Raw genomic sequence first — 13,649 nt, 5'->3', positions numbered from 1 at the left:
CCTGCCAAAATCGTAGTGAAATCTGAGATGCTTCCTATCGTCAGCATGACAAACAGTACCGGAGGGTGAAATTCCAAATTACCAAATTACCAAATCCACGAATCTCCAGTTTTCAATCATTAAATCTTTCAAATCAAAATCAAAAAACATGCCTATAGATTGTACCGGTAGCCTTACCAGCGATATTATTTTTGACTGTATAAACGCGCCCATCGGTGGTATAGAACAAAACGTAGTACTTATCAATAAAGAAGATATTGATGTGGCTACAACCACCGTAGATGCCGCTAACAGGATTTTAGTAACCCACCTGCAACTAAAAACAGGTAAAAAAGGCTATAAGCTTACCGGCGTTAAACAGGCCAATGGCAAAGCATGGGAACTGGTCAAAAAAGAAAATGCGCCCGACAAATTTAAACACACCTTTAGTGGCGTGATCTTTAACCCCAGCGCGCTTAACAAGCTACAGGCAGACAGCCTGAGTAAAGGTGCTAAATATGTAGTGGTGGTAGAGCAGGTATGGAAAGGTGCTGCTAACGCCGATGCCTTTGAGATACTGGGCTACACCAGCGGCCTGGAACTTACCACAATGACTAACAGTAGTAAGGAGAACGATAACATGATTATGTTTGAGCTTGCCAGCGCCGATGGTTTTGAAGAAACCACGATGCCAAAAACATACTACTGGGCCCCAACCGGCGATGAAACCGCAATTGAAGGTTACACCGAAAGGAAAACACTTTTTGACGCGTGTTTTAATCAGGCTTAATATCCGGATATGGATTTTACCACTATGGATATCGCTACCCTCACCCACAATGTTACGGGTGAGGGGGTGCGGTACCTTGAGCTGTTTCTCAGGGAGTATACCGCTATTTTTCCGGGGCCTGTTAACCCTGCCTGCCCCTTGTGCCTTAATCAGTATTTAACCAAATATAAAGACCACTACAGGGCATTGGCAAAAAAATGTGCCTACAGGCTGCACCCGGAGTTTGAAAATATTCCGCTGCAATTTGGGTCGCCGGTATTGGTTAACAACGATAATATTAACAATGCTTATGCCAGGGTACTCCTCTCCCACCCTAATGGCGCGCGTTACTTTTCGCAGTTGCCCGAAACGCAAGCAAACCCTGCCAATAAAGATTTTATAAAACATGGACCGGAATGAAAACGCTTTTAGTAGACGTATGGAAACGCCTTACCCCCTGGAGCAAAAGCGCCGACGTTTATGCTAATGATGTAGATAATGCCTACCCAGAGCGTATGGACCGCCTGGTAAACAACAGCGTTACCGCAAAAAGCGCTGCCGCCATTATGGTGCAGTACCTTATAGGGAAAGGCTATGGAACTGATGCAGACAACCTCATCATTAACAAACAAAAAAACCTGAAGCTTATTGATTTTGCAGATGATGTGGCAGATGATTTGGTAAAGCAGCGTGGCGTGTACATCCACATCAATTACAATGCACTCTACAAGGTGGCAGATTGTAGTGTGCTGCCTTTTGAGTGGTGTCGCATTGGCAAAAAAGACAGTACAGATTATTCAGGAAAAATAGCCATTTGTAAAGAGTGGCTAAAGCCAAAACGCAGCGATATAGAGCTGATAGATGTCTATAATCCGCGCAAAGCGGTAATTGACGCACAGGTAGAAAAAGCAGGAGGCTGGGAGCATTATAAAGGACAAGTGCTGTATGTAAATATGGACACCAAGCTTATTTATCCGCTTTCGCGAATAGACTCTGTCGCCGAAGATTGTGATAGCGAAGCGCAGGCGTCCATCTACAAAAACAGGCTGCTGCGCAAGGGCTTTTTTGGTAATACGCTAGTAGTAACACGTCCGCTTGTAGGCGATGGGCTTGAACCGGGCAGCCATGCATTTAAAGAGGCAGAGAGCGAACGTGAAGCTTTTCAGAAAGCCATAAAGGAAAGCCTGGGTGCCGAAAATACGGGCGGTGTGCTCTGTCTGGAAATGGACTTTGCCGGCGAAAAGCTGGAAGATGCTATTTTGATAAAGCAGATAGAAAGCCGCATTGACGACCAGCTATTTAACTATACCGAAACCAGCGTGCGCGAAAATATACTCGTAGCCTTTAACAACCTGCCGGCAGGGTTAATTAAAACAAATGATAATGCGCTGTTTGGTAATTCGGGCGAGGCCATCCGCGAGATGAAGCGCACGTATTGGGAAAATACCACTAAAGAGCGTAACCTGCTTACAGCTACCCTCAACCAGTTACTTGCGGCATCGCAAGACTACCCGAGCCTTATTGTGCAACCCTTACAACTTACCGATGATGCAGCCCCTGATAACACGGAATGACATGGCCCGCTATAAGCAGCTGGCTAAAACTACCCATGACGATAAACTTAATGAACAGATACTTGATGCCCAGTTATTAGACCTGCAGCCCCTCATCGGCGAAAGCCTTTTTAACAAGATACTTGCAGCCCCGCAGGAATTTGATGATTTGCTTGAGGGAGGCATTTATGAGCATGAGGGCATTAGTTACACAAATTACGGACTTAAAATGGTGTTATGCTATTATGCATATGCCCGTTATATGATGTTTTCATCGGCCGTGGATACACCTTTCTCTGTAGTAGAAAAACTTTCTGACAATAGCCGCCCTGTAGAACCATTAGCCAAAAAAACCATTTACAACTTAAACCGGGAGACAGCCCAGCAGGTATGGGGCAATGTAAAGAACTACCTCATCCGCACGCTTCAGCCTGACTACATTGGCTGCCCTGCCAAGCATACCACAGGATTTCGACTTAAAAAAATTAGCTGATCATGAATATTATCAACACAATAAGCAACAAGCGCTTTTTGCTTAACGGTATTGAATACCTTAAAAATTACGCATCGAGGGTAGCGGGAGATAAAATTGAAATATTCAATAATTATGAACGTAGTGATGTGCTGGTTCCATTGCAACACTATTCTGAATTCAGGGTAGATGGCGTGGTGTTTAACACAGCGGCGGCATTACAGTCGGCCTTGCTTTCGGTAATATTCTCACGCGGTACATTAGGTAACGACGTAGCCGAAATTAACCAGGATAATATCTTTAAGGTGCAATACTATTTTGTGGATATGCAAGATGATATATTTGCAATAGTAAACAAAATAAACACGGGCGAATCTTTTACCGTCTCAGATACCGAAAATGTATTATTTTCTTGCCTCGCCATACAGGATTATTTTAATAGCAAAACAGAAAAGTACCTTCTTACCGGCTTAGGAAAGGGTACATATGGTGCCGGTGGAACACCAATTACATATGAGAACCTGACATTTATTAATCGGGATAGTTTCACAGCTAATTCAGATCCCAGAACAGAAATTATACCTTTTGTAATTTCCGGAACACAAACCATTTCACAATGGTTAAATACACACACTCCTGCATTAACTATACAATCTCAAGCCGACGGTTATACCATTTTTAAAGGCACGGTTAACGGAAATGCAATGGCTTACCTTTGGACGGGCTATACCGGTAATTATGGAGCCGGACAGTTACAGAGCATTGCAGATGATTTTCAGTTGCTTGACGAAAATATACCAACGGTTGTAATGCCTTTGCTAAAGTATTTTTTTATGGCTTTGGGCAGGCCGGCTACAACTGAAAATGTTGCCGAATCTTTAAACAGTGCTACGGGTTTTCAATCAACAACATTTCCACGTGGCTTCTTTCCTATTGTGGTTAACGGACTGAATGCTCCTGTAATATTTCAGGTACAGGAAAATGTAAACGGTATCATTTCAATTTACCAATACCTGTTTACAGGAGGTGCTGGTTCTTGGGGTTATCGTGGCGAATATATAGGGCAATTAGATTTAAAATTGCTGAACATTCGTACTTTAACTATTTCAGATATTGATGGTGATGTTAATACCGTTACAGTTGATTTAGGTACAGTAACCGATGGCGATTTTCTAACGGCCGGTAATGTGTCAGAACATGACTTTGGCGACCCCGAGAAAGCATACTATTTTGTATATGTGACTAATGCTGTTAGTTATACACAGCGTTTTATTGGTACGCCCGGTTTTTATGGAGGAGGTACAATGGCTGATTTTACAGAAGAAATGTTTGCAACCGGACCAACTAGCGAAACGCCTCCTGTGCCGGACATGAATATTGTAAATAGTGCCGGTAATACAATTTTGAACCAAATAACAGGTTGGGCAAGCGCCTTAGGTACACTGGTGGTTAGCTCTGCAGGCTTTGTATTTAAAAAATTAGGCTATAACATAAATATTGTTGGAGCAACACCTACCGGAGCGCATCCTGCAGAAGTGACTTATACCATACCTGCAAAAACAGCTGACGACACATTTGCTATGGTAAGCGATGTTGAGGGCCTTTATGTGCCCATTACAGGAACAAATCAAAACAAACCGGTGCTTGGTGATATTGAGATATCCGTTAATAAAAAAGTTTACTCTAAATCGAACGATAACTCTATTGAAAACTATTTGTTATTCGAGAATGACACTTTAACATTAAAAAAAATCAACACAACAAATCATCATCATTACAATTTTAGCTTTACAAATGATGGAAATGTTGCCTACACAACTAGTGATCCTACATCCAGAGGCATTACGGCAGGAAATGATTTTTCTAATATTATCACTGATTTTGATTACACTCAAAAAACATACGTAGATAATTATTTTAATAATTATAAAAAAGCCGTTAAAGTAATATCTGCAACTTCATATACATTACAGAATGAAGATACTTCAAAAATACTGCATTTTACAGCCAACAACCCTATTGTTTTGACTGTTCCTGATGGATTAAACGAAAGTAACAGATATGAAGGTAAACAATTGGGTACAGGTCAAATATGCATCTCTGGCACAAGTATTAATGTCTATTCGGATGATGCGCACTTTACCGCCGGCCAGTTTGCTGTATTTGGACTTGACAGTTACAGCACCGACAAATATTTACTTTACGGACGCTTAGAACAGGCCTAATATGAATATAATTAAATCTACAAATGCAGCAAAGACCTTTGTCAGTATCTGGAAAACAAGTAACACTTCTACAGGAAGCAGTACTTCTACACAGGTAAAGCTGCCACTTGTGGCTACGGGCCATTACAATTTTACTGTCAGATGGGGCGATGGCAGTAAGTCTCATATAACTTCTTATGAACAATTTGAAGTGACACATACATATAACTCAGAGGGTACATACACAATAAAAATAACAGGATTGATTGATGGCTGGCAATTTAATAATGAGGGAGATGTATTAAAAATACTGGATGTTCAAAAATGGGGATGCTTAAAAATTGGTACAGGAACAGAACAGCTAGGGGCATTTTTTGGATGTGCTAACCTAACTCTTAATACGGTTAATGATATTTTAAATTTAAAAGGTATTACAAGCCTTTATCAGTTATTCAGAGGATGTAGCTCTCTTTCTACCATAAATAGAATTAATGAGTGGGATGTCTCCGAGATTACTACTTTATATGGAACTTTCTGGGGATGTACGAACTTCAATGATTCTATTGGCACGTGGGATACTAAAAATGTTAACTCTCTATATTTAACATTTTATTTGTGTGAGAACTTTGATATGAGCGTAGCTGACTGGAATACATCTAAAGTTACCAATATGCAACAGGCATTTAGCTACTGTTATAAATTTAATCAGCCCCTAAATACATGGGACACTTCTAATGTTACAAACATGATTCAAACCTTTGGCCGGGCTAAATCTTTTAACCAGCCATTAAATAATTGGGATACATCAAAGGTAACATCTATGTATAATATGTTTAGAGGTTCGGCAGATGCAGATGCTGTTTTGGTGGATAATATGAAATTTAACCAAAACATTAGTAATTGGGATGTGTCAAAAGTAACGGATTTTGGGTACATGTTTTCTTTTAGCACCTTTTATAATCAACCACTTGATACTTGGAATATGTCATCGGCAATATCAATAAGAAATATGTTTTATCAGTGTATCACTTTTAACCAGCCACTAAATAATTGGAACATATCAAATGTTACAAGCATGGCAGCGACATTCCAGGGAGCTTCTTCTTTTAACCAGCCATTAAGTAATTGGAAAACGTCGAACGTGGTAACGCTTGCAAACACTTTCTGTGGGATTTATACCACATTTATACGATATAATACGTTTAACCAGGATATATCTATGTGGGATATAAGTAAAGTTACCTCGTTACAGGGAACATTCGCAGTTTCAAATTCTTTCAACCAACCACTAAATAATTGGGATACATCTAATGTAACTAGCTTATACCAAACATTCCTTGCGAATTCAGTATTTAATAGACCTCTTAATAACTGGAACACATCTAAGGTTACATCAGTGCAGCAAATGTTTTTGGTAATATCAAATGTAGGTGGGGCTTTTAACCAAGACCTGTCTTCATGGAATTTATCTGCCTGTACAAATTTTGCAAATTTTATGGCTAGCAGGACCGCAAGTCAGTACTCCGCTACTAATTATAATAATTTATTAATATCATGGGCATCGCAGAATATTGCAGTGGGGCGTGTTACTTCTTTTGGAACTATAAAATATACCTCTGCCGGACTAGCCGCACGCAACACTTTAACCGGAACTAAAGGTTGGACTATTAACGACGGCGGAATAACATAGAAAAATGATACGACTAATAAACAGCTTGCTTATAAAAGTTATGTAAATATTATGGGAATCTGTAAGACTTCGACAAAGTAACTTTATGAACCCATCCATATTATTTTTCAATCCATTTAAAAAAATACTTTTGGCCAGTACCGTGTTTTATAAAAAACCAGTATGTATTACGCCACTAATCGCTTCCGCTAATTTTACAACAATTCAAAAAGGGTTGTTGCTGCTCGCAGGGTTGTTTGTGGCCGATTTTATTACAGGTATAGCGGCAAGCTGTATCGAATTTAGAAACAATCCTCCTAAGATTGGAAATGCCGTAAAACAATACGCAATACAATCATCAAAACTGCGAATATCTATCGTAAAGTTTTGTGCATATGGCATGGCCATACTCATAGGTGCGGGAATAGAATGGGCATTCATAGCACAGGAATTCAGTCCTCACGAGGCGCTTAAACAAATGAGCCTTACTACTATTGTAGTAGCCTTCTGCTGCATTATTGAAACATACTCCATTGTTTTTGAAAATATAAAACGCATGGGGTTTGATATTATTCTTGAGCTAAAAAATGTAGCTGCCAAAGCATGGGATTTGTACACAACCTTAAAAAATGACCCAAAGTGAATTTGTAAACCAATACCTGCCCTACGCCAGGCAAACTGAGGCAAAAACCGGAATATCTGCCATAGCCATACTTGCCCAGGCTGCCCTTGAGAGTGGCTGGGGCAAAGCGGCTCCCGGTAACATGTTTTTTGGCGTGAAAGATACCGACGGCATTAACGGTAACGAACAGCTGCTTACCACAACCGAATACAGCCGCCGCGCCGACCTCAAATTTCCACACATAATAAGCGTTACGCCTATTGTTAGAAATGGTGTAAAAATGTTTCGTTATAAAGTAAAAGATTATTTCAGGAAGTATGATTCACCCGAAGAATGCTTTACAGACCATGCCCGTTTTTTCCTGAAAAACAAGCGGTATACCGAAGCACTTACCGTAAAACACAATCCTTATTTGTTTATCGACGCTATTTCAAAAGCAGGTTATGCCACAGCACCTAACTATTCCGGTACGTTAAAGGCAGTTGCTAAAACTATCGACAACTTAATATGAAAATAAACTTCTCAAACATCATTATAGCAGGGCTTACACTAGCTCTGCTTTTTTCGGTAAGGCAATGCAGAAAAAAGATTTTACGCGAAAGCAAAAACCTTAGCACCCTTACTGATACTGTAGCGCATTTTACCAATGTTCTGGGTACACAAACTGCCGCCATAAAAACATTACAGCTTGATAAAAGCCTGCTTAACGATCTCATCTTTAAAAAAGACAGTCAACTGGCAGCACTTACAAAAAGCTATGCTAAAGTGTATCATGTAATAAAATATAAAACATTTACCCGCTACGATACACTTAATGTAGTGTACCACGACTCGGTGCCCTGCATCTTCCGGCGCAATGGTATGGTTAAAAAACCCTGGTACCGCTTTCGTTACACAGCCGACCAAAAGGGCATAACACTCGATAGCCTATCGTTTCCTAACACTACAACAATAATTACAGGCACCAAACGCAAATGGTTTTTAGGGAAAGAAACAGTATTTACAGAAGTTACCAATACCAATCCGCATATTAAAGTAACGGCACTTATGGCAGCCGAAGTCAACCTCCCTGTACCTATATACAAAAAATGGTATGTGTGGCTGGGCATTGGTTTAGCAGGCGGATTTTTGCTCGTCCGGTAGAGATTAGCTTTAAAAGGCAATAACATTATTGCCCCAGTCGTTACCTTTATACCAAGCTAAACCATCTAATGAAGAATATCCTTACTACACTTACTTTGTTTGCTGTAACTTTTAATGCTAATGCCCATAGCGGCATCAGCATTAAGGGCAATACAAAAAATGCCAATGATGCCTTTGTAACCCTGATCCACCAGCCCAGGATGCGTGGCAATTTAAACTTCGATAATTTTAAAAGCATAGGTACACAGGTAAGTACAAAAGGAACTTTTAAAATTAAATCCGGAAATATAACTGACGGAGCCATTTACAATATCAGTGTAAATAATAGCTTTATATCATTACCCCTGTTTATTGGTGATGCTTTTACAGTTTATTTTGATGGTAATGACCCGCACGGTACTTTTTTTGCGGCTGGGCGCGGAGCAGGAAAGATAAATATGCTACGGCTGGAGCAGTTTAAATATCAGCCATATGAAAATGACTGGACACCCGAAAAATTTGTTGCTAAAACAGACAGTACAATTGCCGCACAGCTGCACCTTTTAGATGCCGTTTATGCGAAAAACACTAATGACAGGGCAATAGCCGGTGCAAAGAACCGGGCAGTTTTAGAACGCATTATTAAAGAGTCGCCTTTATCTGAAAAAGAGTTAAGCTTTCTTAAAAACAGGGTGGGATTGCTAAAATTCCACCTTGTTAATTTTATCAACGAGGTTAGTGAAACAGAAAAATATGCCTCTCAAAATATCGATTTCAACAGCTCCATATTTAAAGCCTTCACTCCTCATGAATACTACAGCCAAATACAGAATCTGAACGCATGGAATACCGAAGAAGCCTTAGATTTTATACTTAAGTATGAGTATTTAAAAAGCACATTCGCTAATAACACCCTGCCTTTTAAATACTGGAATTCATCAATAAAATGGGATGATTACCTTTTATGGGTGTGCACTAACCTCAAAACAAAATTCAATTCAGAAGTTTATGATCAGTACTTTAGTAACCTGGCTGCATCGTATATGACAATGGGAATGGATGCCGCAGATAACATTAACCATTTAAAAGAAAGCGGATCCAACACTAAATACATTACCCGTATTAACAGCTTTAAAAATATACTAGAGTCAGAACTTCAAAACAAAAAATACAGACTTGGGGCAGAACCGCAAACACTTGACGACGCTAAATTTGCCACCCTCCTTAAAAAGCACCAAAACAAAAATGTAATGGTCATCTTTTGGTCGGCAGAATATGCCGGAGCGTATATCCTTGACAATATTCCGGCGGTAAATAATTTTAAAAAGAATAATGATGTCGAAATAATCAACATCTGCATTGATAAGCTTACCAATAAAAACCTTTGGGCAGCGCGGATAATAGACCACAGCTGGAAAGGCAATCATTACTTTATGCCTGTTGAAACAAATGCCAATACATTAAAACAGTTTAGCAGCGACAAGATTGAAGCGTTTTGTTATGGCGGGGTTACATTTACCATCATCAGTAAAAATGGCACAATACATAACAAAGTGGATAAGCCTTTAGAGATGTCTAAGACTGAATTAAGTGGTTATATTAAGTAATGTTATTTACGTCTTGGCACTTCTATAAAAATTTCTTCGGGTCGATTTTGTTCTTCGGGTTTATGTGTGGCTGCAAACGAGAAGAAAAAGAACGAACTTATAAAATAAAGCAGCATTAACCATCCATGCAAACTCTTATACTTTTTATCCAGCCCAGTCATATTCTTTTCACGTATAAAAACACCAATAATCACACAGGCTAAAAAATAAAATCCCATATTTACATAAAGCCAATTAATATTGGGTATTTGCGATAAACCAAATGATGCAATTTTAGTAAGAGAACCTGAAATCAGCAAAACCGAAATCACATTCAAATAAAAAAATCCGGTAAAAGACAATATTGCCATAAACATGGCAATATCATGGTTATGTTTACTATTTTTATAATAACGATATAGTATGTAAATGAAATATTTCAGGGTAGTTTGATTTCGGTTTGGCAAACAAATATAAATTATTTTGTTATAATAAATTCGATTACTTCGTCTTCGATAATGATATCCCAAAAGGCTTTTCAAATCCACATATAACCCTAACTAAACACTTCCCTCAATACTTCCAGCGACTTTGGCCTGCGGAAACCATCAAGGTGAAAGGCATAATAATCTAACAGTATTTTAAGCAATGCCTGTCTTTCGGTAACATGAAAAGCCTTCGTGCTGTTATCAAGCTTTAGCGCCATAAGACGGCGCAGCAGTGCAGTATCTTCAGTCGTAAGGCAGGTAATACCGTGGTAAGGCATAAACACGCCTTCGGTCATTTCAAAATAGGGATGGTTATCATCTCCATTAGGGTAAAAGCCCAGGAACTTGGTTAGTTCCATAAGCAGTATAAGGTGAAAGTTAGCGGTACCATCGTGCCCATCGAGCCACAACAAAGCAGTTTCCAGAAAAGCATACAGGCTTTCATTCTGCTCCTCTTCTTTTATGCAGTGGTGCAGCATTTCACTTACAAACAGTGCTACGGTAGTCTTAGTAATATCGGTATTCAGGGTGTGGTATGGGTAAGCCATACGCACTTCTTTAAAATACTCCAGCGTACCTTTGTCTTTATGCGACGCCTCTATTTCCAGTATGTTCAGCGGGCGGAAGTAAATAGTTTTTTGCGTGCTTTTTTTAGATGAGAATGCATCGCGCACGTAGTAGCTTTTAAGGCCGCTGCTTTGCGTAAAGCATTTTACCACCAGGCTTTTTTCCTGGTAGCGCAGGGCACTAATTACTATGGCACGGGTTTTTATAAGCATTGTTATAGAGTAATGATAAGCAAAGATAGAATTATCTAATCCATTGGATAATGCTCATTTTCATAATTCTCTATCAATATTCCAAGCATTTCTACTTCTTTACCTTCAGGTGTACCCGGGATCGCATCAAAAATAACCTCAAGACGTTCTAATGCAGCCTTATAATCTTCTTCTGTATTTATGGCTTTGATGTTCATACTACTGATTTTTTATATCTTGCCACATCTTATTCCCGGTAGCCACTGAAGAAATTCAAGCGACTGGGTTTCATTTTTTATATATAGTTTGGCATTTCTGACATAAATATATTAAAATTCCCAACCCTTACCCCCATTCCCCCAATTCTCCGTAAATTTGGTATCGCAAATAAAAAAATTCATTCATCATGAAATACCACCAGATACCCAGCAGCCTCTTTATCAAAAACCGTAAAAAGTTTATGGCCGAAATGAAGCCTAAGAGTGTTGCCGTATTCAACTCTAATGATATTTACCCCGTGAGTGCCGACAGTACCCTGCCGTTTGCCCAGCACCGAGACATATTTTACCTAAGTGGTGCCGACCAGGAAGAGTCCATTCTCCTGCTGTGCCCGGATGCGCCGTATGAACACCTGCGCGAGATTCTCTTCCTGCGTGAAACTAACGAGCATATTGCCGTTTGGGAAGGCGAAAAGCTGACTAAGCAGCGCGCTACCCAAGTTAGCGGCATCAAAAACATTGTATGGCTTAAGGATTTTGAAAAAAACTTGTTTGAGGTAATGACCTATTGCGATACCATTTATGTAAATACCAATGAGCACTACCGCTCATCTGTAGAGACAGAAACGCGCGAAGCACGCTTTATTAAATGGTGGAAAGACAAATACCCTGCACACCAGGTAGCTAAAAGCAACCCAATACTGCAACGCCTGCGCTCTGTTAAAGAACAGGAAGAACTGGACCTGATACAAAATGCGTGTAACATTACCGAAAAAGGCTTCCGCCGACTTCTGGGCTTTACAAAACCCGGCGTTTGGGAGTATGAACTGGAGGCAGAACTTATTCATGAGTTTGTGCGTAACCGTAGTAAAGGCTTTGCATACACACCAATAATAGCAGCGGGTAACAATGCTAATGTGCTGCATTATATCGAGAACAACCAGCAGTGTAAAGACGGCGATTTAATATTGCTTGACGTTGCTGCAGAGTATGCTAATTACAGTTCAGACCTTAGCCGTACCATTCCTGTAAATGGTCGTTTCTCGCCACGCCAGCGTCAGGTTTATAATGCCGTACTGCGCGTAAAGAACGAAGCTACCAAATTGCTTACTCCGGGTACGTTGTGGAAACAGTACCACATAGAGGTGGGCAAGATCATGACCAGCGAACTCCTTGGCCTTGGCCTTTTAAATAAAGCCGATGTGCAGAACGAAGACCCTGCATGGCCTGCTTATAAAAAATACTTTATGCACGGCACCAGCCACCACATGGGGTTAGATACCCACGATTATGGCCTGTTGCACCTGCCTATGGAAGCCAACATGGTGTTTACCGTAGAACCCGGCATTTACATTCCGGCAGAGGGCTTTGGCATTCGCCTGGAAGATAACGTAGTGGTACAGCCTAGCGGCGAACCGTTTAACCTGATGGGCAACATCCCTATTGAGGCAGAGGAGATAGAAACGCTTATGAATAGCTAGGTCATAAAGTTTTAAAGTCAAAAGTTATAAAGTTGCTTACTCAGCCATCCCTTTTCGACATAAAATAAATACACACAAAAGCCAGCCTTCGGGTTGGCTTTTTCATTTACTTCAAATCAAACTCATGTCCGCAGTTATCGCAGTGTTGTTTGTGTTTCATAACAGGTGGAAGTGTACCCAGAAATATACCAAATATAAACCCCAGAAAGCCTTTGCTGTCTTTAACCGTTGTCATAAGTTCTACCTTAGTACTGCCGCACTCAGGGCATACAATGCTGTTGCCTTTATTGTCTACAGAATAGCGGCTAATCTCTGCTAACGATGCCTCTGCCCTTTCGGTATCTTCTGTGCGTACATATAGCTTCACACCGCCTATGGCATTGCTTATTAACGGATCTGTATCTACCGTCATGCTATCGGCCATAAAACCTCTATGCCATCGGCTTCCAGCCTGCCTTTTGTTATCATGGCCTATGCCGAATACTGAAATGTGGCTATTTTTTTAAATGCGTGTTCCATATTGTAAAGGTAGCGAAGATTGTAATACAGGTTTTGTAAAAAAGAAAACCTCCCCCTGTCAGACATCATATAATGATCGTGACAGCAAGGAGGAATTCGAGGGTTCGAGCAACAAATGTAGCTACATTTTACAACCTGCCCTTATATTTTAAGGTAGATTTGTTCTGATTTAACACTTTAAGACACATGGGTTTTATTTACATTATAAT

15 protein-coding genes are annotated in these 13,649 nt (G+C 40.1%); 11 read left to right on the top strand and 4 right to left on the bottom strand.

Annotated elements, in window-relative coordinates:
• The first annotated feature begins 148 nt into the window (after window positions 1-148).
• The 10 genes from DYH63_RS18195 to DYH63_RS18150 all read left to right on the top strand — a co-directional run bounded on the left by DYH63_RS18195 (window position 149) and on the right by DYH63_RS18150 (window position 9,997).
• Window positions 149-769, top strand: coding sequence for a hypothetical protein (locus tag DYH63_RS18195; protein ID WP_205528264.1), 621 nt, complete (start codon window positions 149-151; stop codon window positions 767-769).
• A 9-nt stretch (window positions 770-778) separates the two neighbouring features.
• The gene (locus DYH63_RS18190) at window positions 779-1,168 is read left to right on the top strand and encodes a hypothetical protein (protein ID WP_116790150.1); all 390 of its coding nucleotides are present in this window, start codon (window positions 779-781) and stop codon (window positions 1,166-1,168) included.
• Complete coding sequence (locus tag DYH63_RS18185) at window positions 1,165-2,322, top strand: hypothetical protein (protein WP_116790149.1); 1,158 nt, start codon at window positions 1,165-1,167, stop codon at window positions 2,320-2,322. The genes DYH63_RS18190 and DYH63_RS18185 overlap by 4 nt, the downstream gene beginning before the upstream one ends.
• Window position 2,323: 1 nt before the next feature.
• Entirely contained in the window at window positions 2,324-2,794 is a 471-nt protein-coding gene (locus tag DYH63_RS18180) for a DUF6712 family protein (protein WP_116790148.1), read from the top strand.
• Between the two features lie 2 nt (window positions 2,795-2,796).
• Window positions 2,797-4,998, top strand: coding sequence for a hypothetical protein (locus DYH63_RS18175; RefSeq protein WP_116790147.1), 2,202 nt, complete (start codon window positions 2,797-2,799; stop codon window positions 4,996-4,998).
• A 1-nt stretch (window position 4,999) separates the two neighbouring features.
• A complete protein-coding gene (locus DYH63_RS18170; RefSeq protein WP_116790146.1) occupies window positions 5,000-6,667 on the top strand; it encodes a BspA family leucine-rich repeat surface protein in 1,668 nt (555 codons plus the stop codon).
• 85 nt (window positions 6,668-6,752) lie between these two features.
• A complete protein-coding gene (locus DYH63_RS18165) occupies window positions 6,753-7,289 on the top strand; it encodes a phage holin family protein (protein ID WP_116790145.1) in 537 nt (178 codons plus the stop codon).
• A complete protein-coding gene (locus tag DYH63_RS18160; protein ID WP_116790144.1) occupies window positions 7,276-7,779 on the top strand; it encodes a glycoside hydrolase family 73 protein in 504 nt (167 codons plus the stop codon). Before DYH63_RS18165 ends, DYH63_RS18160 begins: the two co-directional genes overlap by 14 nt.
• Window positions 7,776-8,411, top strand: coding sequence for a hypothetical protein (locus DYH63_RS18155; RefSeq protein WP_116790143.1), 636 nt, complete (start codon window positions 7,776-7,778; stop codon window positions 8,409-8,411). The genes DYH63_RS18160 and DYH63_RS18155 overlap by 4 nt, the downstream gene beginning before the upstream one ends.
• A gap of 68 nt (window positions 8,412-8,479) precedes the next feature.
• Entirely contained in the window at window positions 8,480-9,997 is a 1,518-nt protein-coding gene (locus DYH63_RS18150) for a hypothetical protein (protein WP_116790142.1), read from the top strand.
• Between the two features lie 2 nt (window positions 9,998-9,999).
• Here the strand turns inward: DYH63_RS18150 and DYH63_RS18145 are convergent, their stop codons facing one another.
• From DYH63_RS18145 to DYH63_RS21385, 3 genes are all read right to left on the bottom strand, one after another.
• Window positions 10,000-10,353, bottom strand: coding sequence for a hypothetical protein (locus DYH63_RS18145; RefSeq protein WP_116790141.1), 354 nt, complete (start codon window positions 10,351-10,353; stop codon window positions 10,000-10,002).
• A 179-nt stretch (window positions 10,354-10,532) separates the two neighbouring features.
• A complete protein-coding gene (recO, locus tag DYH63_RS18140) occupies window positions 10,533-11,243 on the bottom strand; it encodes a DNA repair protein RecO (protein WP_116790140.1) in 711 nt (236 codons plus the stop codon).
• 35 nt (window positions 11,244-11,278) lie between these two features.
• Window positions 11,279-11,440: a hypothetical protein gene (locus DYH63_RS21385; protein WP_162927086.1), complete on the bottom strand. Its 162-nt coding sequence runs from the start codon at window positions 11,438-11,440 to the stop codon at window positions 11,279-11,281.
• Between the two features lie 188 nt (window positions 11,441-11,628).
• On the opposite strand from DYH63_RS21385, the gene DYH63_RS18135 reads away from it, so the two are divergent.
• On the top strand, window positions 11,629-12,921 hold the full coding sequence (locus DYH63_RS18135; RefSeq protein WP_116790139.1) for an aminopeptidase P family protein: 1,293 nt from the start codon (window positions 11,629-11,631) through the stop codon (window positions 12,919-12,921).
• Window positions 12,922-13,027: 106 nt separating this feature from the next.
• On the opposite strand, the gene DYH63_RS18130 is transcribed toward DYH63_RS18135, so the two are convergent.
• On the bottom strand, window positions 13,028-13,345 hold the full coding sequence (locus DYH63_RS18130) for a DUF2007 domain-containing protein (protein WP_240409034.1): 318 nt from the start codon (window positions 13,343-13,345) through the stop codon (window positions 13,028-13,030).
• Between the last annotated feature and the right edge of the window lie 304 nt (window positions 13,346-13,649).

The organism is Flavobacterium psychrotrophum (assembly GCF_003403075.1).
Lineage (GTDB): Bacteria > Bacteroidota > Bacteroidia > Flavobacteriales > Flavobacteriaceae > Flavobacterium > Flavobacterium psychrotrophum.
The sequence above is the reverse complement of the archived record's forward strand: the minus strand, read 5'-3'. Positions and strand labels throughout refer to the sequence as shown.

Bases quoted from the DNA above. Each gene is read 5' to 3' on its own strand.
- DYH63_RS18135 (WP_116790139.1), top strand. From the start codon at position 11,629: ATGAAATACCACCAGATACCCAGCAGCCTCTTTATCAAAAACCGTAAA.
- DYH63_RS18150 (WP_116790142.1), top strand. From the start codon at position 8,480: ATGAAGAATATCCTTACTACACTTACTTTGTTTGCTGTAACTTTTAAT.
- DYH63_RS18145 (WP_116790141.1), bottom strand. From the start codon at position 10,353: ATGTTTATGGCAATATTGTCTTTTACCGGATTTTTTTATTTGAATGTG.
- recO (WP_116790140.1), bottom strand. From the start codon at position 11,243: ATGCTTATAAAAACCCGTGCCATAGTAATTAGTGCCCTGCGCTACCAG.
- DYH63_RS18185 (WP_116790149.1), top strand. From the start codon at position 1,165: ATGAAAACGCTTTTAGTAGACGTATGGAAACGCCTTACCCCCTGGAGC.
- DYH63_RS18175 (WP_116790147.1), top strand. From the start codon at position 2,797: ATGAATATTATCAACACAATAAGCAACAAGCGCTTTTTGCTTAACGGT.
- DYH63_RS18170 (WP_116790146.1), top strand. From the start codon at position 5,000: ATGAATATAATTAAATCTACAAATGCAGCAAAGACCTTTGTCAGTATC.
- DYH63_RS18165 (WP_116790145.1), top strand. From the start codon at position 6,753: ATGAACCCATCCATATTATTTTTCAATCCATTTAAAAAAATACTTTTG.
- DYH63_RS18155 (WP_116790143.1), top strand. From the start codon at position 7,776: ATGAAAATAAACTTCTCAAACATCATTATAGCAGGGCTTACACTAGCT.
- DYH63_RS18195 (WP_205528264.1), top strand. From the start codon at position 149: ATGCCTATAGATTGTACCGGTAGCCTTACCAGCGATATTATTTTTGAC.
- DYH63_RS18180 (WP_116790148.1), top strand. From the start codon at position 2,324: ATGGCCCGCTATAAGCAGCTGGCTAAAACTACCCATGACGATAAACTT.
- DYH63_RS18160 (WP_116790144.1), top strand. From the start codon at position 7,276: ATGACCCAAAGTGAATTTGTAAACCAATACCTGCCCTACGCCAGGCAA.
- DYH63_RS21385 (WP_162927086.1), bottom strand. From the start codon at position 11,440: ATGAACATCAAAGCCATAAATACAGAAGAAGATTATAAGGCTGCATTA.
- DYH63_RS18190 (WP_116790150.1), top strand. From the start codon at position 779: ATGGATTTTACCACTATGGATATCGCTACCCTCACCCACAATGTTACG.
- DYH63_RS18130 (WP_240409034.1), bottom strand. From the start codon at position 13,345: ATGGCCGATAGCATGACGGTAGATACAGATCCGTTAATAAGCAATGCC.